21 protein-coding genes are annotated in these 17,534 nt (G+C 61.2%); 11 read left to right on the top strand and 10 right to left on the bottom strand.

Going from position 1 to position 17,534, the window contains the following annotated elements; all coding sequences use genetic code 11:
• Window positions 1-25: 25 nt before the first annotated feature.
• The 3 genes from BFP96_RS28035 to BFP96_RS28025 are packed head-to-tail and all read left to right on the top strand — an operon-like array spanning window position 26 to window position 2,113.
• Window positions 26-580 carry a histidine phosphatase family protein gene (locus BFP96_RS28035; RefSeq protein WP_065937426.1) on the top strand — a complete coding sequence of 185 codons (555 nt, stop codon included), beginning with the start codon at window positions 26-28 and terminating at the stop codon, window positions 578-580.
• Between the two features lie 45 nt (window positions 581-625).
• The gene (gene cobF / locus BFP96_RS28030) at window positions 626-1,381 is read left to right on the top strand and encodes a precorrin-6A synthase (deacetylating) (protein WP_065884716.1); all 756 of its coding nucleotides are present in this window, start codon (window positions 626-628) and stop codon (window positions 1,379-1,381) included.
• A 12-nt stretch (window positions 1,382-1,393) separates the two neighbouring features.
• Window positions 1,394-2,113 (top strand): alpha/beta hydrolase, encoded by a 720-nt coding sequence (locus BFP96_RS28025; protein WP_065937425.1) that lies wholly within the window; start codon window positions 1,394-1,396, stop codon window positions 2,111-2,113.
• A gap of 115 nt (window positions 2,114-2,228) precedes the next feature.
• On the opposite strand, the gene BFP96_RS28020 is transcribed toward BFP96_RS28025, so the two are convergent.
• Entirely contained in the window at window positions 2,229-2,783 is a 555-nt protein-coding gene (locus BFP96_RS28020; protein ID WP_065894261.1) for a hypothetical protein, read from the bottom strand.
• 72 nt (window positions 2,784-2,855) lie between these two features.
• Window positions 2,856-4,664 (bottom strand): monovalent cation:proton antiporter-2 (CPA2) family protein, encoded by a 1,809-nt coding sequence (locus tag BFP96_RS28015; RefSeq protein ID WP_065894262.1) that lies wholly within the window; start codon window positions 4,662-4,664, stop codon window positions 2,856-2,858.
• Here BFP96_RS28015 and BFP96_RS30750 point away from each other — a divergent pair.
• Window positions 4,656-4,838: a hypothetical protein gene (locus BFP96_RS30750; protein WP_130138709.1), complete on the top strand. Its 183-nt coding sequence runs from the start codon at window positions 4,656-4,658 to the stop codon at window positions 4,836-4,838. The two genes, BFP96_RS28015 and BFP96_RS30750, sit on opposite strands and share 9 nt — an antisense overlap.
• A 67-nt stretch (window positions 4,839-4,905) precedes the next feature.
• Window positions 4,906-5,802, top strand: a complete 897-nt coding sequence (locus BFP96_RS28010) for a LysR substrate-binding domain-containing protein (protein ID WP_065894264.1) — start codon at window positions 4,906-4,908, stop codon at window positions 5,800-5,802.
• Here BFP96_RS28010 and BFP96_RS28005 read toward each other — a convergent pair.
• Entirely contained in the window at window positions 5,792-6,193 is a 402-nt protein-coding gene (locus BFP96_RS28005) for a RidA family protein (RefSeq protein WP_065937424.1), read from the bottom strand. The genes BFP96_RS28010 and BFP96_RS28005 overlap by 11 nt on opposite strands.
• Before the next feature lie 244 nt (window positions 6,194-6,437).
• Between BFP96_RS28005 and BFP96_RS28000 the strand changes: the two genes are divergently transcribed.
• Window positions 6,438-7,994 (top strand): DUF726 domain-containing protein, encoded by a 1,557-nt coding sequence (locus BFP96_RS28000; RefSeq protein ID WP_065934718.1) that lies wholly within the window; start codon window positions 6,438-6,440, stop codon window positions 7,992-7,994.
• 38 nt (window positions 7,995-8,032) lie between these two features.
• A complete protein-coding gene (locus tag BFP96_RS27995) occupies window positions 8,033-9,352 on the top strand; it encodes an Nramp family divalent metal transporter (protein WP_065937423.1) in 1,320 nt (439 codons plus the stop codon).
• A gap of 27 nt (window positions 9,353-9,379) precedes the next feature.
• On the opposite strand, the gene BFP96_RS27990 is transcribed toward BFP96_RS27995, so the two are convergent.
• The 3 genes from BFP96_RS27990 to BFP96_RS27980 form a co-directional block, all read right to left on the bottom strand.
• A complete protein-coding gene (locus tag BFP96_RS27990) occupies window positions 9,380-9,757 on the bottom strand; it encodes a type II toxin-antitoxin system VapC family toxin (RefSeq protein ID WP_065937422.1) in 378 nt (125 codons plus the stop codon).
• Window positions 9,754-10,113 (bottom strand): type II toxin-antitoxin system Phd/YefM family antitoxin, encoded by a 360-nt coding sequence (locus BFP96_RS27985; RefSeq protein ID WP_170876043.1) that lies wholly within the window; start codon window positions 10,111-10,113, stop codon window positions 9,754-9,756. The genes BFP96_RS27990 and BFP96_RS27985 overlap by 4 nt, the downstream gene beginning before the upstream one ends.
• A gap of 140 nt (window positions 10,114-10,253) precedes the next feature.
• Window positions 10,254-11,186: a LysR family transcriptional regulator gene (locus BFP96_RS27980; protein ID WP_065884706.1), complete on the bottom strand. Its 933-nt coding sequence runs from the start codon at window positions 11,184-11,186 to the stop codon at window positions 10,254-10,256.
• Between the two features lie 115 nt (window positions 11,187-11,301).
• Between BFP96_RS27980 and BFP96_RS27975 the strand changes: the two genes are divergently transcribed.
• The 3 genes from BFP96_RS27975 to BFP96_RS29850 all read left to right on the top strand — a co-directional run bounded on the left by BFP96_RS27975 (window position 11,302) and on the right by BFP96_RS29850 (window position 12,513).
• Window positions 11,302-11,790 (top strand): DMT family transporter, encoded by a 489-nt coding sequence (locus BFP96_RS27975; protein WP_065897141.1) that lies wholly within the window; start codon window positions 11,302-11,304, stop codon window positions 11,788-11,790.
• 4 nt (window positions 11,791-11,794) lie between these two features.
• A complete protein-coding gene (locus BFP96_RS27970; RefSeq protein ID WP_065884704.1) occupies window positions 11,795-12,250 on the top strand; it encodes a DMT family transporter in 456 nt (151 codons plus the stop codon).
• An 89-nt stretch (window positions 12,251-12,339) separates the two neighbouring features.
• Window positions 12,340-12,513, top strand: coding sequence for a metallothionein (locus tag BFP96_RS29850; RefSeq protein ID WP_083203250.1), 174 nt, complete (start codon window positions 12,340-12,342; stop codon window positions 12,511-12,513).
• 106 nt (window positions 12,514-12,619) lie between these two features.
• On the opposite strand, the gene BFP96_RS27965 is transcribed toward BFP96_RS29850, so the two are convergent.
• The 3 genes from BFP96_RS27965 to BFP96_RS27955 form a co-directional block, all read right to left on the bottom strand.
• Complete coding sequence (locus BFP96_RS27965) at window positions 12,620-13,648, bottom strand: purine-nucleoside phosphorylase (RefSeq protein ID WP_065894274.1); 1,029 nt, start codon at window positions 13,646-13,648, stop codon at window positions 12,620-12,622.
• A gap of 14 nt (window positions 13,649-13,662) precedes the next feature.
• On the bottom strand, window positions 13,663-14,613 hold the full coding sequence (locus tag BFP96_RS27960) for a nucleoside-specific channel-forming protein Tsx (RefSeq protein ID WP_065884702.1): 951 nt from the start codon (window positions 14,611-14,613) through the stop codon (window positions 13,663-13,665).
• A gap of 176 nt (window positions 14,614-14,789) precedes the next feature.
• Complete coding sequence (locus tag BFP96_RS27955) at window positions 14,790-15,704, bottom strand: helix-turn-helix domain-containing protein (protein WP_065897138.1); 915 nt, start codon at window positions 15,702-15,704, stop codon at window positions 14,790-14,792.
• Window positions 15,705-15,918: 214 nt separating this feature from the next.
• Here BFP96_RS27955 and BFP96_RS27950 point away from each other — a divergent pair, with 214 nt between their 5' ends.
• Window positions 15,919-16,692 carry an L-iditol 2-dehydrogenase gene (locus BFP96_RS27950; protein WP_065937434.1) on the top strand — a complete coding sequence of 258 codons (774 nt, stop codon included), beginning with the start codon at window positions 15,919-15,921 and terminating at the stop codon, window positions 16,690-16,692.
• A gap of 67 nt (window positions 16,693-16,759) precedes the next feature.
• On the opposite strand, the gene BFP96_RS27945 is transcribed toward BFP96_RS27950, so the two are convergent.
• Window positions 16,760-17,452 carry an NUDIX hydrolase gene (locus BFP96_RS27945; protein ID WP_065894278.1) on the bottom strand — a complete coding sequence of 231 codons (693 nt, stop codon included), beginning with the start codon at window positions 17,450-17,452 and terminating at the stop codon, window positions 16,760-16,762.
• Window positions 17,453-17,534 lie beyond the last annotated feature (82 nt).

Here is a 17,534-nt window from a genome sequence, read left to right as displayed (position 1 = left end):
GCCTGATCCCGGCGGAGCGAATGGCGTGCAGGCTACCCGATTGACCCTGATCTGCCATGCGGCCACGGCGGCGCAGAAACAGGCACGTTTTGCCGATGACGAGTCGCTGCTCATGGACTGGCAAGGCTCGCAACTGTCTTTGGCAGGCCATTACCCCAAGGCTGCGCGCCTGGTGTGCGGGCCGGAGGCACGAGCCCGGCAGACGGCGGCGTTATTCGGTGCGCAGCCGTGCATCGAAGCGGCCCTGCGCGACCTGGACCTGGGGCGCTGGAAAGGCCAGGCTATCGGCGATCTCGACAGCGATCAGATGAACGCCTGGCTCAACGACAGTGCCGCCGCGCCCCATGGTGGCGAGACGCTGGGGCAGTTGTGCCGGCGGGTCGGGGACTGGATCAAGTCCCAGGAACGTCAGCCCGGCCATGTGCTGGCAGTGACCCATCCGTTCGTTATCCGCGCTGCGCTGCTGTTCGTCATGCAGTGCCCGGTCTCGATGTTCTACCGGATCGACGTTGAACCGCTGTCGCGCACCGAACTGCGCTTCAATGCAGTCTGGCGCCTGCGTCTGGAAACTCACGCCTGACCCCCTGATCATGGCAAAATCCACGCTCCGCAATGAGAGCAACCCATGAAACGCATCTTGATCATCGGCATCGGCGCCGGCAACCCCGACTACATCACGATGCAGGCCGTGAAGGCGCTGAACCGCACCGACGTGTTTTTCCTGATGGACAAGGGCCAGAGCAAGGACAAACTGATCGACCTGCGGCGTGAAATCTGCGAGACCTATATCACCGAGCCCGGCTATCGCTTCGTCGAGGCCGATTGCCCTGAGCGCGCGCGCGGTGATATCGACTACACCACCGCCGTGCGTGACCTCAACCGCGACAAGCAGCAAACCTTCGAGCGTATGATCAACGAGGAAATGGCCGACGGCGAAGTGGGCGCGTTTCTGGCCTGGGGTGACCCGGCGTTGTACGACAGCACCATTCGCATCCTGCAGGCGATCCTGGCCGACGGCCGCTGTGAATTCGAGTTTGAGGTGATCCCCGGCATCACCAGCGTGCAGGCTCTGGCGGCCCGGCATAAAGTGCCGTTGAACCGGATCGGTAAATCCATTGAAATCACCACCGGGCGGCGCCTGGCGGCGGGGCAGGCGAGTGATGCCGACACCCTGGTGGTGATGCTCGATGCCGAAGACTCCTACCGCAGCGTGGCCGATCAAGACCTGGACATCTATTGGGGCGCCTACCTGGGCACGCCGGATGAAATCCTGATCAGCGGCAAAGTGGCTGATGTGGCGCAAGACATCCAACGGGTACGCAAGGCTGCGCGGCTCGCCAATGGCTGGATCATGGACACCTATTTGTTGCGCAAACCCTGAGGGACAGTTCCCATGCTCAAATTGCTCGCGCTCACCCTGACCCTGCTGGCCGGTGTCGCCCAGGCGGATGCCGACCTGCACACCGACTTGCCGCTGTCGTACCTGGAGCAAACCCAGGGCGATTCACGCAACCAGCCGCTGGTGATTTTCCTGCATGGCTTTGGCAGCAACGAGGAAGACCTGTTCGGCATCAAGGATGCGCTGCCTTCCACCTGGACCTACCTGTCGGTGCGTGCGCCGCTGCCGGTGGAGCCACGTGGCTATCGCTGGTTCACCAAGGCCCCCGGTGACGGTGATTACGATGGCGTGACCGCCGATCTGCAGAGCAGCGCCAGGCTGATTGAAGACTTCGTGGCCAAGGCCACCGCCAAGTATCACACCATGAGTGATCGTGTGTTTCTGGTCGGGTTCAGCCAGGGCGCGATCATGTCCTATGAAGTGGGCTTGCGCAGACCCGAGCTGCTGCGTGGCATAGCGGCCCTGAGCGGCAGTGTGTTGCCGGTGCTAAAGGCCGAGCTCAAGCAGGGTGAAGCGTTGGGCAAGCTGGCGATCTTTATCGGCCATGGCACGTTGGACCAGGCGCTGCCTTATGCGTTGGGGACGCGGGCGAATGCGGTGCTCGAGGGGATTGGGTTGAAGCCGGAATTTCATGGGTATCCCGGGATGAACCATACGATCAGCGAAGCGGAAATCCAGGATTTAAAAGCCTGGCTGGAGAAAAGTTTGAAGTGAAACGCAGTTGAAAATGTGGGAGGGGGCTTGCCCCCGATAGCGATCTTTCAGTCAAAGATATTGAGACTGACACACCGCTATCGGGGGCAAGCCCCCTCCGACATTGGAGATTGGCTTACTTGCCGCCGGTAATCTGCTTGACCAGCGCAGCATGCCCCTTTACATCATCCGCTCGCGAAATCGCCTGGATCACCAGCAGCTGATTGCCGGAACCGCCGAGAAAGGTGGAGTTCAACGTCTTGCCGCCGCCCTGGGTGGCGGTGCTGTCGACTTGCCGCAGGCCGAGGCCTTTGTAGGTGAGTTTTTTCTCGTTTTGCTTCTTGAAGTCGGGCAGGGCGGCGCTCTGGTTCTTGACGAAGTCGGCTACGGCGCCATCGAGGAACTGCGGGTCGTTGTCCTTGATGGCTACCCCATCGTTACGTACGGTTTCGGCGACGATCACCACGCTTTTGGTGGTGGCGTTGGCGTACAGGGTGCCCTGGGTATCGGCGGTGCCATCATCGGCTTTACCGGAAGGCAGGGTGTCGGCGGTGTAGGCCTTGGGCAGGTCGAAGGTGAACTTGCCGCCCAGGGTGGAGATGGTTTGCGTGGTCGCCTTGGAGGCAGCCCATACGCTGCCGGCGGTAAGCGCGAGGGCCAGCAGCAGTGCGGTCTTGGTGAACGTGGCCATGAAGCGCTCCAGAGATGAACGAAATTGCGGCGTATTCTGTCAGAAAAATCGCAAGATCGTTCACCTGCCACCTCACACCTTGTCGGACTCTTCTTGCAGTCGATCCATCTCGAACAGGCGCGCCAGTTCGGTACGGGCTTCCTGGGCAGTCTGCATGACTTTGGCCGCATCGTCGTACACCGCATGCTGGGCGGCGAGGACCTGCTGGTCGTGGGCCTTGAAGCGGTCGATGCGCGCATCGGCCTGAGCCTGGCTCAAGCCGAGGCCGACCAGGGTGCGTCGGCTCATCTCCAGGCTGGAATAAAAGGTTTCACGCACCGGTGAGGCGTCCAGGTCCACCAGGCGGTGTACGTGCTGGCGGTTACGCGCGCGGGCGATGATCTTCATGTGCGGGTAGAGGTTGCGCACCAGTTCGGCGGTCTTGATGTTGATCTCCGGGTCATCCATGGCGATCACGAAGAACTCCGCCTGTTCGACCTTGGCCGCATGCAGGATTTCCGGGCGTTGCGGGTCGCCGTAGAACACCGGCATGCCGCCGAAACTGCGGGTCAGTTCGATGGTTTCCACCGAGGTGTCCAGGGCAATGAACGAGACGTTCTGCGCGCGCAGGATACGCGCGACGATCTGGCCCATCCGGCCCATGCCGGCGATCACCACACGCGGTGCATCGCCTTCGATGGCGCGGTATTCCTCGGGTACGTCCACCGACTTGACCTTGGGTTTGAACAGCTTCGGGCATATCAACAGCAGCAGCGGTGTCACGGCCATGGACAGGGTGATGGTCAGCACCAGCACATCGTAGAGATGCGGCTCGAACAGGCCCTGGTCGCGCCCGATCTTGAACACCACAAAAGCAAACTCACCGCCGGCCGCCAGCACCACGCCCAGGCGCAGGGCACTTTCACGATTGAGCTCACCCACCTTGCGACCCACGGCGTACAACAGCGGCAGTTTCAACCCGATCAACAGCAAGGTCAGCCCGATCACCACCAGCGGTGTGCTGAGCAGCAGGCTGAGGTTGGCGCCCATGCCCACGCTGATAAAGAACAGACCCAGCAGCAGGCCCTTGAACGGTTCGATCTGGGATTCCAGTTCGTGGCGGTATTCGGAGTCCGCCAGCAGCAGCCCGGCGAGGAAAGCGCCGAGAGCCATGGACACGCCCACCAGTTCCATCAGCCAGGCGGTACCGATCACCACCAGCAACGCGGTGGCGGTGGAGACTTCGCGCAGGCCGGTCTTGGCGACGATGCGAAACACCGGGCGCAACAGGTAGCGCCCGCCGATGATCACTACGGCGATGCTGCCCAGGATCTGCAAGACGTGCTGCACGCCCTGGGCTTCGGTGGTCGGATGATCGCTGCCGGCCAGCAGCGGCACCATGGCGATCAAGGGGATTGCCGCGATGTCCTGGAACAACAGGATCGCAAAGGCCAGGCGCCCATGGGGTTGGTTGAGTTCCTTGCGCTCGGCCAGGCTTTGCAGGCCGAACGCGGTGGAGGACAGCGCCAGGCCCAGGCCCAGCACAATCGCGCTGTTCCATGACTGGCCAAACAGCCACAGCGCCACCACGCCCATGACCAGCCCGGTGAGCAGCACCTGGGCCAGACCGACACCGAATACCGCCTTGCGCATCACCCACAAGCGTTTGGGCGAAAGCTCCAGGCCGATGATGAACAGCAGCAGCACCACGCCCAATTCGGAGAACTGCGCCACGCTTTGCGGGTTGCCGATCAGGCCCAGGACCGAGGGGCCGATGATCACACCGGCGAACAGATAGCCCAGCACCGCGCCCAGTTGCAGGCGCTTGGCCAGGGGCACGGCCAGCACGGCGGCGAACAGGAATACCACGGCTGCTTGTAACAGGTTGCCTTCATGGGGCATTACGAACTCCAGGATGCTCAAAACCAAATCGACTGGCGCGTATTAGAGCGCTTTTTACCGCGTGATAATTGTGTTTTTGCCGCGTGGGGTGGCATGTTTGCCTGGATTAGGGCATTGAATACACAGGATTACATCGGCATGTCGCGCAACTGCCATCCGCGCGATGGGCGGTGAGTTGGCGATCATTGCGACGTTTTCCGGTGGTCAGGTGAAGATCGATTATATTGGATAAGTCAACCTCATGAACCAGCTCCTTGCCCTACGCGCTTTCGTCCGTGTCGTCGACACCGGTTCATTCAGCCGTGCGTCTGACCAACTGGGGCTGCCACGTTCCACCGTCAGCAAGTTGATCATCGACCTTGAGAAGCACCTGGGCGTCCAGTTGATGCACCGCACCACCCGTGTCCTGACGCCGACGTCCGATGGGTTGGAGTATTGCCAGCAGGCCCGTCGCCTGGTGGCGGAGCTGGATGAAGTGGACAGTGCCATGCGCGGTCAGTTGCTCAAACCCGGCGGGCACCTGCGGGTGGATGCGCCGGCGTCGTTTGCCAACTGCCTGCTGATTCCCGCGCTGGTGGATTTTCATCGTGAGTATCCGGATATCACCGTCGCCCTGGGGATCAGTGATCGTGCGGTCAATATCGTGGGGGAGGGCGTGGATTGCGTGATCCGCGCCGGCAAGCTTGATGACATGGCGATGATCGGCCGCAAAGTGGCGGACCTGCAATACCTGACCTGCGCCGCGCCCAGTTACCTGGCGCGTCGGGGGCTGCCGGTATCCCCGGAAGACCTGGCGCACAACCACCTCAAGGCCGGCTATTTCTCTGCCGGGTCGGGTAAGGCCCAGCCGCTGGTTTTCGAGCGGGACGGCAGGTGCATCGAGGTGGGCGATTGCGCCTACTCCAGCAATGACGGCAACGGCCTCAAGGAAATGCTGCTGGCAGGCTTGGGCGTCGGGCAGCATTTCAAGTCAATCGTGCAGCACTACGTGGACAATGGCCAATTGGTCAGCGTGTTGTCGGACTGGTCACGCCCGGCCACGCCGCTGCACATTCTCTACCCACCCAATCGCCATCAGAGCGCGCGACTCAGGGTGTTTGTCGAGTGGGTGATTCATACGTTCGGGGTCAGGGAATAATCGCAGTCACGCGGATTTCCACGCGCATCGCCGGCAAGCCCAGGGCTTCGACACCCACCTGCGTCCAGATCGGCGCATGGTTGGGCATGTACTGACGGTAGTGCTTGACCATCGCCTCGTTGACCTCGGGCGGAAAACCGCCGACGTGGTAGGAATTGACGTGAATCACGTGCTCCCAGCACGTGCCGGCGGTCGCGAGGGTGCGTTCCAGGTTATGGAAGGCCTGGGCGATTTCGTCCGCCAGGTCGGCGGGAATCTGGAACTCATCGTCCCAGCCGCCCTGGCCTGAGGTTTCCACGTGATCGCCGACTTTTACCGCTTGCGAATAATGCAGGTGCTGGCGCATGTAATCGCCGTAGCCTGGGGTGACAAAAAATTCGGGCTTGCTCATGGTGATTCCTCGGTTCGGTAAAGGACTGAACCCAGGCTATAGCAGCCAATACGCGAACAAAATCCCGAATTTATGCCATGACTTTCCATCCACCTGGATAATCGGCGAATCCTTGTGGGGTGGCTGCGGTGCAGGTTCACGCAAGAAAGAGGGCGCCAGCGCAGGCCTTTTCCCCCTGCGGCACGACGTTCAACCCTGGCCTTTGATACTATCCTCCTCCCTCGTCACCAGGAGTCACCGCCCCATGCAGCACCAGTGGGATGAAATGCACCGTACCCGCAAGCCCACGTTTGTACTGTGCGGCGAGCCCCAGGGGGACGTGCTCAATCTCTATGTTCACGGTTATTCGGCGTTTTTCAGCCGGCAGCAGTTGGCTGGCTTCAAGGAACAGTTGGCGGGCATTGAAGGCTCGACCAACCTGATGCTGTTCTGGCCGGCGGGGCACTTTCTGGAAAACCTGTTTGCGCCGTTCAAGGAGGTGATCGCCTCGATGCTGGGCGGAGGCGGCCTGGGCGCGGCGACGGTGGGGGTGGGCAAGGCGATTGCTTACTTTCTCGACCATTACAAAAGTGTCGAGGCGCGTGTCGATGAAGTGGCCAGGACCTTGTTGCCCGAGCTTGCGAGCTACCTGCACGCCGAATCGCTCCAGGTGCGGCAAATCAATCTCATCGGTCACTCTCTGGGTGCGCGGATCGTGGTCAAGAGTGTGCTGGCCAGCCCTGAAATCGCCCATGAACTGCCGTTGAACAATCTGTTGCTGATGGGCGGGGCGATTTGTACGTCGAGCCCGTGGGAGGCGGTGACGGCGCCGCTCAGGGGGCGGGTGATCAATTGCCACTCCAGCAAGGACTGGGCACTGGCGATGAAACCGGACACCGAGCGTTGCATTGGCCGCTATGCCATCGCAGTGACGCCGGCCCTGAAGGCCAAGGTCACCAATGTTCACCTGGCCAGTTTCGACCATGCCGCCTACTGGCCGCAGTTGAAAACAGTGGTGCAGTACACCGATCTGCTGCAGGAGCGCCGGGGCATGATCCGCGCCGACCTGCGCAGCAGTGAAGTGCGCTTTGCCGAAGAGGATGCGGACTTGTTCCCGATCCTGATGCAGGCGCGACCGGATGAGTTGAAATTTCTCGCCGAGTTGATGGCACAAAAGCGCAGTGCCTCGATTGATGCCGGAGTGCGCGAACCGCGCAAGCTCGCCATCGAGTTGCAGCGCATGGGCGGCGACAGCTTTATGAACCTGGCCCGTGGTCACGGTGTGGCCTATCGGCAGATCGCCGAAGCGGTGGCGCAACGCCTGGGCATCAAGTTCGACGATGCCGTTGCCAGCGTTGCCCTGGCGGATATCGAAGCGCAGGTTGCGCAAACGCTGATCGAGCAGTACCAGGACAAACTCAGCGCTGCCGACCGTCAGGCGTTCGAGGCCGAACTCAAGGCCGCGATGCACAAAGAGCAAGGCTTGTTCAGGCGTTTCAACGTTGGCCGTTCGGCCACCACCGCCTTGAGCGGCACCGCATTGGCCGGGCTTACCGGGTTTATTGTGCGACGCGGTGCCGCCACGGCGATTCCGGTGGTGGGCCAGGCGGTGGCGGCCGCAATGTTGCTGGTCAGCGGCGTACGGGCGTTTTCCGGACCGGCTTATTCGATCACAACCCTGGCGGTGCTGGTGGTCGGCGTGATTCGCCAGCGCCTGGAACGTGAGGCGCTGAATCAGGAACTGGACCTTGTGGTGCAAGTGGTTGAAACGTTTGACCTGCCCCGGGAGACGGTGATGCGCACGGTCGCGTCGGACTGCTAAGCTGGCGCCCTGACTTGTGTGTTTGCCTGGGATACCGCGTGAAATTCAGCCTGCCGAAAATTGCTACCGCCCCCTTCTGCCCGCCGGAAGTGGCCGGCTCCGTTGCCGTTGACCCCAAAGCGTCGTTTTTCAAGCGCGCCCTGATGTTCGCCGGCCCCGGCCTGTTGATCTCCATCGGCTACATGGACCCCGGCAACTGGGCGACCGCCATCGAAGCCGGGTCGCGCTATGGCTACAGCCTGTTATTTGTAGTGTTGCTGGCGAGCCTGGCGGGGATGGCGGTGCAGTGCCTGTGCTCGCGGCTGGGTATCGCGACCGGCAAGGACCTGGCGCAACTGTGCCGCGAGCGCTACAGCACGCGCTCGGCACGCACACAGTGGGCGCTGGCGGAAGTTTCCATCATCGCCACCGACCTCGCCGAGGTGCTCGGCTGCGCCCTGGCGTTTCACCTGCTGCTCGGTGTGTCGCTGACCACCGGTATCGTCATCACCGCCTTCGACACGTTGTTGATCCTGGCCTTGCAGAACCGTGGTTTCCGCCGACTGGAAGCAATCATGCTGGCGCTGGTTGCGACCATTGGCGTGTGTTTCTTCATCGAACTGGTGTTGATCAAACCCTACTGGCCGGACGTGCTCAGTGGCTTCACCCCATCCCTGTCGGCCATCAGCGATGCCGCGCCGCTGTATCTGGCCATCGGTATCCTCGGTGCGACCGTGATGCCGCATAACCTCTACCTGCACACCTCCATTGTGCAGACCCGCCTGATCGGCAAGGACCTGGCCAGCAAACAGGACGCGGTCAAGCTGGCACGCATCGACACCATCGGCTCGCTGGCCCTGGCCCTGCTGGTCAACGCGGCCATCCTGGTGCTGGCCGCCGCAGCGTTCCACAAGACCGGCCATACCGAGGTGGTGGAGATTCAGGACGCCTATCATCTGCTCGACCCGCTGGTGGGCGGCGCGTTCGCCAGCATCCTGTTCGGCATCGCCTTGCTGGCCTCCGGCCAGAGTTCGACCTTCACCGGCACGATCGCCGGGCAGGTGATCATGGAGGGCTACCTGAACCTGCGCATCCCGTGCTGGCAGCGCCGCCTGATCACCCGTGGGCTGGCGCTGATCCCGGCGTTTCTCGGAGTGTGGCTGATGGGCGACGACGCCATCGGCAAGCTGCTGATTCTGAGCCAGGTGGTCCTGAGCCTGCAGTTGCCCTTCGCGCTATACCCGCTGATCCGCATGACCGGCGACAAGCAGCTGATGGGACCATTCGTTAACCGCCTGCCCACCCGATTGCTGGCATGGTTTTTATTTGCGGTGATCAGTGGAGCGAATGCCTGGTTGATCGGGCAGTGGGTGTTCTGAGTGACCTGTCTGCTGCTGGGCCATGACCTACACCAGAATGGCGAGAGGGCTGTAATGGGCAACTTGCGGATCAGAGGTCAACAGTTTCATGGGTTCACTAATTGCTGTGGCGACAATCAGTCGATCGAAGGGATCTTTTTGATGTGGCTCGAGCTCCTTGACCGCAATAGCGTGCTCTGAGGTGATCGGCAATTGGATAAACCCGCTCTCCAAACAGTGATCACGGATTTCGTCCAGATCGACATCGAGCTTCCCCATGCTGACCTTGATGGCCATTTCCCAGAATGTCGCGGCGCTCACGTAAACATCGGCGGCATTTTCAATCAATCTGAGCGCTTTGCTGGATAACCTCGGGTCATCATTGAGTGCCCAAAGCAGAATATGGGTATCCAGCAGCACCCTCATGAATGGGCACCTTCGAACGCATCCAGCAGGTCTTTCGACAGCGGTGCGTCAAAGTCCTGGGGGATGACCAGCTTGCCTTTCATAGCGCCGATTCGCCGAGCCTTGGACTTGCCGATGGGAACAAGCTGCGCCATTGCGCGCCCGTGCTTGGCGATGGTAATGACTTTGCCGGCGGCAGCCTCATCGACCCATTTCGACAGATTATTTTTTGCCTCGCCCAAAGGTATGATGGTCATCTGGTTTTCCCCGTGTTTTGGCCAAAAACAGCCAAAACTACGTGAGCTATCAAAAATGGCTGAACCACCTGCTGAAGCCGCTCGTTCAGTGGGCGACGGTTTGCAGTACATGACATCCATGGCATTACTCCAAAATAGGTTTCGCCGAGAGTCTGCCGCAGCTCGGCGTACCAGGGAATGCTGGCCCGGAAAAACAGAATGAGCCTACATTTTTCCGTAGGAATTCCCCTCACAGATGTCCGTTCGACGTTCAGGGGAACTCACCGATCCCAATACGGCACCGTCCCAAAACACTCCACGAAATAATCGATCACCGTGCGCACCTTGAGCGAGAGCCTGCGGCTGCCCGGCCATAACGCCGCGATCTGCTGGGGCTCCAGGGTGGTTGCCACCTCGTACTCGGTCAGCACCGCCTGCAAGGTACCGGCGCGCAGGCTCTCGCCGATCAGCCAGGAGGGAAACACCACCAGCCCCAGGCCTTGCTCGGCGGCGTGGGTCAGGGTGTCGGCGTGGTTGCCGGTAATCGGGCCCTTGACGCTGTAGGCGCTCCAGTCGCCCTGGTCGCGACGCAAGAACCAGCGCTCCTGGCCTTTGATGCCCTTGTAGGCCAGGCATCGGTGATTGACCAGTTCGTCGGGATGGCGCGGCGTGCCGTGCCGCGCCAGGTAGGCGGGGCTGGCGGCGAGGCGAAAGCGTTGCGGCGCGAAGATCCGCGCCTGCATGCTGGAATCATTGAGTACGCCGATGCGAAACAGCAGGTCGGTGCCGTCTTGCAGCGGGTCGACGAAGGTATCGGTTTGCTGGATGTCCAGTTGCAGCTTCGGATAGCGTCGGCACAGTTCCCCCAGCCACGGCGAAAGGTGGCGCTGGCCGAACACCATTGGCGCATTGATGCGCACCAGTCCGCTGGGTTCGCTGTCCTGCTCTTGCAGGGCCTGGCTGGCAGTCTCCAGTTGCTCGAGCATCAGCCGCGCATGCCGCCCGAGCAGGCGACCGGCTTCGGTGGGGCTCACGGCGCGGGTGTGGCGGTACAGCAACTGCTGGCCGAGGGCTTGCTCCATCAGTTGGATCTGCCGCGAAATGGAGGAGGGCGCAAGGCCTTCGCGGCGCGCTACCTCGGAAAAACTGCCTTGGTCCAGCACCGCGACGAACAGGCGCAGCGCCTTGAAACTCAACTCGTTCAAACCTTGCATGGCGGCTCCGGGCTGTGCGTTTTGCGCAAAGGTGTTGTCTGCATGCTGCCATTTATCGCACAACTCGACCACCGGATAATGCACCCCTGTTTTTTTCTTGAAGTGCGGGTGATGTATGCAGGCAGGTTCTATCGAAGGTACGGCCCAGTCGCGGCCGAAGCGGAACATGCTTCGGTTGCTGTTGCTGCCGTTGGTCATCCTGGCAGGCATGGGCCTGTCGGTGGAGGCCGGTTTGCTCGGGCCATTGGGGGTGCAGGTCGGGCATTTATGGGCCACGTTGAGCATCTTTGGCGTCGGCTCGGCGATCCTGTTTCTGCTGTTGTTGTTCAGCGGCCCGCAAAAGGGCCCGGCTTTCACGCAACTGCCGCGCTGGCAGTTGATCGGCGGTTTCCTGGGGCCGATGTACGTGGTGGTGCTGACCCTGGCCACGCCCCATATCGGTGTGGCCATGACGATGATTGCGATCCTCTCCGGCCAAGTGGGCAAGAGCGTGCTGATCGACCATTTCGGCTGGTTCGGCACGGCGCGCAAGCGGGTCAATGTGGAGCGCTGGATAGCCCTGGCGTTGATTGTGGCGGCACTTGTTCTGATTGCACGAGGGTAAGGCGATGAATCTGATTGTGTTGTTGGTCGTGGTGGTCGCCGCAGGTGCGGTATTGAGCGTGCAGGCCGCCATTAACGGTCGTCTGGGTCAGACCGTCGGAGTGTTGCGCAGCAGCCTGCTGACCTTTGCGGTCGGTGCGCTCACCACCGCGCTGCTGATTTTTTTCTTTGAGCCCGCCCAGGCTGTCAGTTTGCTGGAGGTGCCCAAGTGGCAGTTGACCGGTGCCCTGTTTGGCGTGGTGTACATGATGGTAATGGTCGGTGCCGTGCCGGTGGTGGGTACGGCGGTTGCCACGGTAGCGGTGATCGTGGGGCAATTGGGCATGGGCATGCTGATCGACAACTTCGGCTGGCTGGGCAACCCTGCGATCGAGTTGTCCGGTAGCCGGATCGTGGCGATGCTGTGCCTGGCCCTGGCCCTGGTATTTATGTATCGCAGCAATACGCGTCAGGCTGACTGATGGCGCTGAACCTTGGCGCCGTGCCTGGAGTCACTGTTTAAGGTGTGGCATTCGCCGCGCCGTGACGACCATGAAGAAGGAGTCTGACCATGCCGGATCAAACCTGTGCCTGCCCACACTGCAAATGCGTACTGGGTGTCGACGCGATAATGAAGGACGGCAAGGGCTACTGCTGCCAGGGCTGCGCCGAGCATCATGCGCACGGTGAGCCGTGCGCGGCGGCAACGGGTTGCGAATGCGCCAAGTCGTCTGCCAACGCCTGAGATGATTGATCGGCGGGCCCTTGCCCCGATAGCGGTGATCAGCCAATCACGTACTGGCTGATGCATCGCTTTCGGGAGCAAGCCCCCTCCCACAGTTGGATCTGTATCAGGCCTCTGGAACGCCTTTTTCCCAGGCCGACCAGTTGTTCAGGATCGCCTGTACCAGCGGATTGCCCGTGCGGTAGAGGTTCTCCAACGCCGGTACAAACCCACCCTGGTCGGCGTACTTGAGCAGGTTGTCCACTTCGCTGTAGCCCGGGTACGGGCGGTCAAAGTCGGAGCCTGCACGCACCACCGCCAGGCGCTGGATGTCCACCAGCCCTTCGCGGCTGGCGCGCAGCAGCGCTTCATAGGTGGAGTTGTCTTCCTGCTGGGTGGTGCAGTATTCGCCTTTGTTGTCCGTAAGCAGTTTGGTCCACACCTCGGCGCGTTCGCTCAGGCGGGTGCCGGAAAACCAGGTATTGCCCGCCAGGGTGTCGCAGCGTGTGACCTGGGGCGGCTGATTGGCCGGGGCGGCGGGGTAGTGCTTGCGCCAGGCGGCGGACTCCTTGCTTTCAGTCAACTCAACCTTGTGCGACAAGGCAAACGCCTTGGCCTGAAGCTTTGGGTTGAGCTCGAAGACTTCGGTCTTGTAGTCCAGCGGCGGTTTTTCATTGGGGCCCTTGGTGTTGATGCCGATATAACCCGTCGGCCAATCCTTGGGCGCGTCGCGGGAATCCAGCTCCCACTGCGTACCGAATTCCACCAGGTAATGCGCCCAGGCGGCTGTGCCGATGGTGCCATGCTTGGGGCTGATACCGGCAATCCCGGCGATCAGGAAATAGCTCTGGCGCAGGTCGAACCTGGGCGACAGGGCCAGTGCCAGGGTGGAGGCGGCGGCGTTGGTCTGGCCCATGCCGGTCACCAGCAGGCACACGTCCTGGGTGTTGCAGCGAATCGCCGGGTACTCGGCGGACAAGCCGGGCACGCGTACCTCCTGTTTGAGCTCCAGGCGATCGATCCAGGTTTGCGCCTCGGGGGCGAACATGGTGATCAACATCACCTTGGGCTTGATCGGCGCAGCGCTGTCCGCCAGCACCACGTGGGGCAGCAGGGCGAGGCCGATGGCCATCGAGAGGCGGGTTAAAGTTTTCATCTGCAGCTCCTTGATCAGAATTGGTAGCCCACGCCGGCGTAGTAACCCCAGCCGTCGGAGCGGGCGCGAAAGTTGCCTTCGCCGAAATTCAACTCGCTGCCATCCTCCCAGTTGCCGCCGTTATGAAAGTAACGGCCGACCAGGGTGAAGCGCAGATGGGTGAACGAGTACAACAACACGTTGGTGGCCACCAGGGAATTGGCGGTGCGCGCCGGGTTGTCCTTGTGCAGGTCCGAGCCGAAATCGTAGTTGGTAAAACCGATGTAGGTCAGCGAGGCGCCGTTGTCGAATTTGCCGATGGGCACGATGTATTTCATCTGCGCGCGGTAGCCGTCCCAGGAATATTCATTGCTGGCGCCGTAGTTTTCCCACTGGTAGCGCCCGTAGAAGTTGGCCGACAGGTTGACCCGCGAGTGGGTGTCGATGTCGGTGCCAAGGCCGCTGTACAGGGTATTGGCGCGATTCTCTTTGTTGCTGCCGTGGTCGTAGATCCAGTCGAACGCCACATACCATTCCTTGAACGGCCCGATCGCCAGGCTGCGACCGGCCAGGTAGTCGATGGAGATACGCGGCTCATGTTCCATGAACACGGGCGAGCCGTGGTCCCACGCGCCTTTGTCGTTACTGTTACCGATGCCGAGGATCTTTGGCACGTCGATGTAGCCGTACAGCTCGAATGGCCCCTTGCGGCCGAAATACTCGTATTCCAGGTAGACGTCGTCCTGGGGCTTGGGACCGAAGCTGATGTCCTTGCTGCCGATCAGCGTGAGGTCCTGGTTGAACCATTCCGACAGGTAAGCGCCTTTTTTCGCCGGCGGGCTGGCCTCGGGGCTGAGGGTTTCGCCCTGTGCCGAGTCATCCGAAGGTTGGTCGTGCGCCAAAATGGGTGCACTGAGTAGTCCCGTAACGGCGGCCAGTAGCAAGGAAACACCAAGGCAAGCACGAGGCGTTGAGGTGGGGTGCATTGAAAATCCCTATTCGTACGCGGTTTGAACCCGATTGCTCGGGCAGGGTGAACCTGGCGACCAGGTTCGTTCCGCAAACGTTTGCACAGGCTGTACCAACTTTCGTCAATGGTCTGAATCGACTGAGAAAAGGCGGAAATAACCGTCTCTTTGATCAGAAAATGACAGGGTGTCATTCAGCCGAGGTGACTGACCGCGTGCAGGCCGGTCTCACGCCGATATTCACTCGGCGTCTGGTTCATCTCGATCCGAAAATGCCGGTTGAAGTTGGACAGGTTGGCGTAGCCCACTTCAAAACAGATGTCCGCTACCGATCTGTCGCTTTGCAGCAACAGCCGGCAGGCGCGCTGCACGCGAAATTTGCGCATCAGTTCGATAAAACCATGGCCGGTATTGCGTTTGAAAAAGCGCGAGAAGCCTGGTTCGCTCATTTCCAGCTGCCGGGCGATATCCGACACGCGCACCTCGCCGCTCAATTCACGCATGAGGTAGTCGAAGGCCTGGTTGATGCGGTCGGCGCTGCGCGGGTCCAGGGTCGGTGCGTAGCGCGGGCTGGCCAGGACCTTGATCTGTCGGGGCGGGGCGTTCTTGAGGGTGTCGAGCAGTTGCAGGAACAGCACCAGGCGTTGCAGGCCCTGGGCGTTGCCGATGGCTTCCATCAGCCGCGCCGCCTGCGCCGCTGTTTCGTGCTTGAACTCCAGGCCGCGTCGCGCCTGTTCAAACAGCGGCTGCAGGTTGCCAAGTTCCGGCAGGGCCTCGCGCAGGGCAAGGAGGGCGGCGCCGTCGAATTGCAGTACCACGTCACGGCCGCGCTGGTACTCGCCGGGTGCCAGGTCGCCAATCCAGTCGTGGGGCAGGTCGGGACCGATCAGCGCGACATGCCCGGCACCGAATGCACCGATATAGTCGCCCGCCACCAGCTTGCCGCTGCCGTGGCGGATCAGGTGGATTTCGAATTCCGGGTGGTGGTTCCAGCGCGCCAAGTCAATCGGGTAGTCATGCTCGAACCAGCGAAAACAGTGCTGCGGCTCGGGCAGGATCACTTCACGTTCGGCGCGGCGTTGCTCGAACAGGGGAGCGCGGATGGGCATGCGGCTGCCTCTTGTGCGTTGGATAACCGCCAAAATACGCGCCTTGGCAGGCTCGGCGCTACCCACGGTGCTATCGGGCGCTGATACTTTTTTGCACGTTTGAGGTCGGTTAAAAAAGTACCGGTCGAGCGTGTGCGGTGCGTTTGTGAGAGGTCGTCTCCAACTGCTGTAATCAGCCGTGCAGGAATCCGACATGATTGCAAAGGACACCGCCATGAAACGACTTGAAGGTAAAAGCGCACTGATCACCGGATCGGCGCGCGGCATTGGTCGCGCGTTTGCCCAGGCCTATATTCACGAAGGCGCCACGGTCGCCGTTGCCGATATCAACCTGCAGCGCGCCGAGCAGACCGCTGCCGAACTGGGCCCCCAGGCTTACGCGGTGGCAATGGACGTCACCGACCAGGCCTCCATTGACGCAGCCATCGCCGCCGTGGTCGCCCACGCCGGCAAGCTGGATATTCTGATCAATAACGCGGCACTCTTCGACCTGGCACCCATCGTCGAGATCACCCGCGACAGCTATGAACGGTTATTTTCGATCAACGTCGCGGGTACGCTGTTTACCTTGCAGGCCGCCGCGCGGCAGATGATCCGCCAGGGCCACGGCGGCAAGATCATCAACATGGCCAGCCAGGCCGGGCGGCGCGGCGAGGCGCTGGTGGCGGTGTATTGCGCGACCAAGGCGGCGGTGATCAGCCTGACGCAATCGGCGGGGTTGAACCTGATCAGGCAGGGCATCAACGTCAATGCCATCGCCCCGGGCGTGGTGGACGGTGAGCACTGGGATGGAGTGGATGCACTCTTCGCCCGGCATGAAGGCCTGGCGCCGGGCGAGAAGAAGAAACGGGTAGGGGACGAGGTGCCTTACGGGCGCATGGGCACGGCTGAAGACCTGATCGGCATGGCGATCTTCCTGGCGTCGAAAGAGGCTGACTATGTCGTCGCGCAGACCTACAACGTCGATGGCGGTAACTGGATGAACTAGTGGCGTGCACCGATCAACACGGTGGGCACGGACAACCAGCCCCACCCCGTTGATATTCGTTGTTCGGTTACTCGGCAAAGCTGCGATCAAAGAAGTAGATCTCTCCTGGCTTCAACATGTCTACCGTCGCCTGGGGCCGGCCGCCTTCACCCTGCTTTTTGCGCCCGGTTTCGCGCAGATACCCGGCCTCGGTCAGTTTCAGCAAGCGCTGGCGGATACTGGTCTTGAGCACCGGCCGGGCGAGTACCAAAGAAAAAATCGTAGTCGCCTCCGGTGCGCTGAACTCACGGCCCAGGAACATCAACGGCAGGCTGCTGTACAGCGATTTGGAAAACAATCGCTCCTGTACGGCCGCCACAAGCCTGTTGTGATCAAACGGTAACTTGATACTGCCATCGGCTACCGCACTCAACGAATACCAGGCCTGATGGCCGCCCAGCGCGACTTCTTCGGCCACGATCGCCAGGTAGTAAGTGGACGATGACCAGCAGCGCGGGTCGCGAAACGCATCGCCCACGGTGCCCACCTGTTCGTTCCAGACCAGATCGAGGCCGACCTTGTCACTGGCGCGAAGTCGCTCCACCGCATCCTGCAGGCTCAGGTCCTGCACATCGCCATTGACCACCACACCCGGCAATGCCCAATGTCCGGCAAAGGGCTCGGCATCGCGCTTGTTGAGCAACAGCTTCAATTCCCCGCAGGCACGGGAGTAACACAGTACGCACAAGTCGACGGTGTGCAGGTAGGGGCTCAATGGCATGTGACGTCCTTCTTACAACGTAGGCACCTAGTCTAACGCTTCGGACAGATATGTCATGTACTCGAGCTCAGGCAGTCGTGAA

The sequence above is a fragment of the Pseudomonas sp. 34 E 7 genome (assembly GCF_900005715.1).
Taxonomy (GTDB): Bacteria; Pseudomonadota; Gammaproteobacteria; order Pseudomonadales; family Pseudomonadaceae; genus Aquipseudomonas; species Aquipseudomonas orientalis_A.
This window is presented reverse-complemented; position numbering and strand designations above follow the sequence as displayed.

What these genes read in the sequence shown, in the direction of transcription:
- BFP96_RS28015 (WP_065894262.1), bottom strand. Translation starts at nt 4,664, where the DNA reads ATGCCCCATGAAGGCAACCTGTTACAAGCAGCCGTGGTATTCCTGTTC.
- BFP96_RS28000 (WP_065934718.1), top strand. Translation starts at nt 6,438, where the DNA reads ATGCAGCACCAGTGGGATGAAATGCACCGTACCCGCAAGCCCACGTTT.
- BFP96_RS28010 (WP_065894264.1), top strand. Translation starts at nt 4,906, where the DNA reads ATGAACCAGCTCCTTGCCCTACGCGCTTTCGTCCGTGTCGTCGACACC.
- BFP96_RS27970 (WP_065884704.1), top strand. Translation starts at nt 11,795, where the DNA reads ATGAATCTGATTGTGTTGTTGGTCGTGGTGGTCGCCGCAGGTGCGGTA.
- BFP96_RS27955 (WP_065897138.1), bottom strand. Translation starts at nt 15,704, where the DNA reads ATGCCCATCCGCGCTCCCCTGTTCGAGCAACGCCGCGCCGAACGTGAA.
- BFP96_RS27965 (WP_065894274.1), bottom strand. Translation starts at nt 13,648, where the DNA reads ATGAAAACTTTAACCCGCCTCTCGATGGCCATCGGCCTCGCCCTGCTG.
- BFP96_RS27990 (WP_065937422.1), bottom strand. Translation starts at nt 9,757, where the DNA reads ATGAGGGTGCTGCTGGATACCCATATTCTGCTTTGGGCACTCAATGAT.
- BFP96_RS29850 (WP_083203250.1), top strand. Translation starts at nt 12,340, where the DNA reads ATGCCGGATCAAACCTGTGCCTGCCCACACTGCAAATGCGTACTGGGT.
- BFP96_RS27985 (WP_170876043.1), bottom strand. Translation starts at nt 10,113, where the DNA reads ATGGATGTCATGTACTGCAAACCGTCGCCCACTGAACGAGCGGCTTCA.
- cobF (WP_065884716.1), top strand. Translation starts at nt 626, where the DNA reads ATGAAACGCATCTTGATCATCGGCATCGGCGCCGGCAACCCCGACTAC.
- BFP96_RS28005 (WP_065937424.1), bottom strand. Translation starts at nt 6,193, where the DNA reads ATGAGCAAGCCCGAATTTTTTGTCACCCCAGGCTACGGCGATTACATG.
- BFP96_RS27950 (WP_065937434.1), top strand. Translation starts at nt 15,919, where the DNA reads ATGAAACGACTTGAAGGTAAAAGCGCACTGATCACCGGATCGGCGCGC.
- BFP96_RS28025 (WP_065937425.1), top strand. Translation starts at nt 1,394, where the DNA reads ATGCTCAAATTGCTCGCGCTCACCCTGACCCTGCTGGCCGGTGTCGCC.
- BFP96_RS27945 (WP_065894278.1), bottom strand. Translation starts at nt 17,452, where the DNA reads ATGCCATTGAGCCCCTACCTGCACACCGTCGACTTGTGCGTACTGTGT.
- BFP96_RS27975 (WP_065897141.1), top strand. Translation starts at nt 11,302, where the DNA reads ATGCAGGCAGGTTCTATCGAAGGTACGGCCCAGTCGCGGCCGAAGCGG.
- BFP96_RS30750 (WP_130138709.1), top strand. Translation starts at nt 4,656, where the DNA reads ATGGGGCATTACGAACTCCAGGATGCTCAAAACCAAATCGACTGGCGC.
- BFP96_RS27960 (WP_065884702.1), bottom strand. Translation starts at nt 14,613, where the DNA reads ATGCACCCCACCTCAACGCCTCGTGCTTGCCTTGGTGTTTCCTTGCTA.
- BFP96_RS28020 (WP_065894261.1), bottom strand. Translation starts at nt 2,783, where the DNA reads ATGGCCACGTTCACCAAGACCGCACTGCTGCTGGCCCTCGCGCTTACC.
- BFP96_RS27980 (WP_065884706.1), bottom strand. Translation starts at nt 11,186, where the DNA reads ATGCAAGGTTTGAACGAGTTGAGTTTCAAGGCGCTGCGCCTGTTCGTC.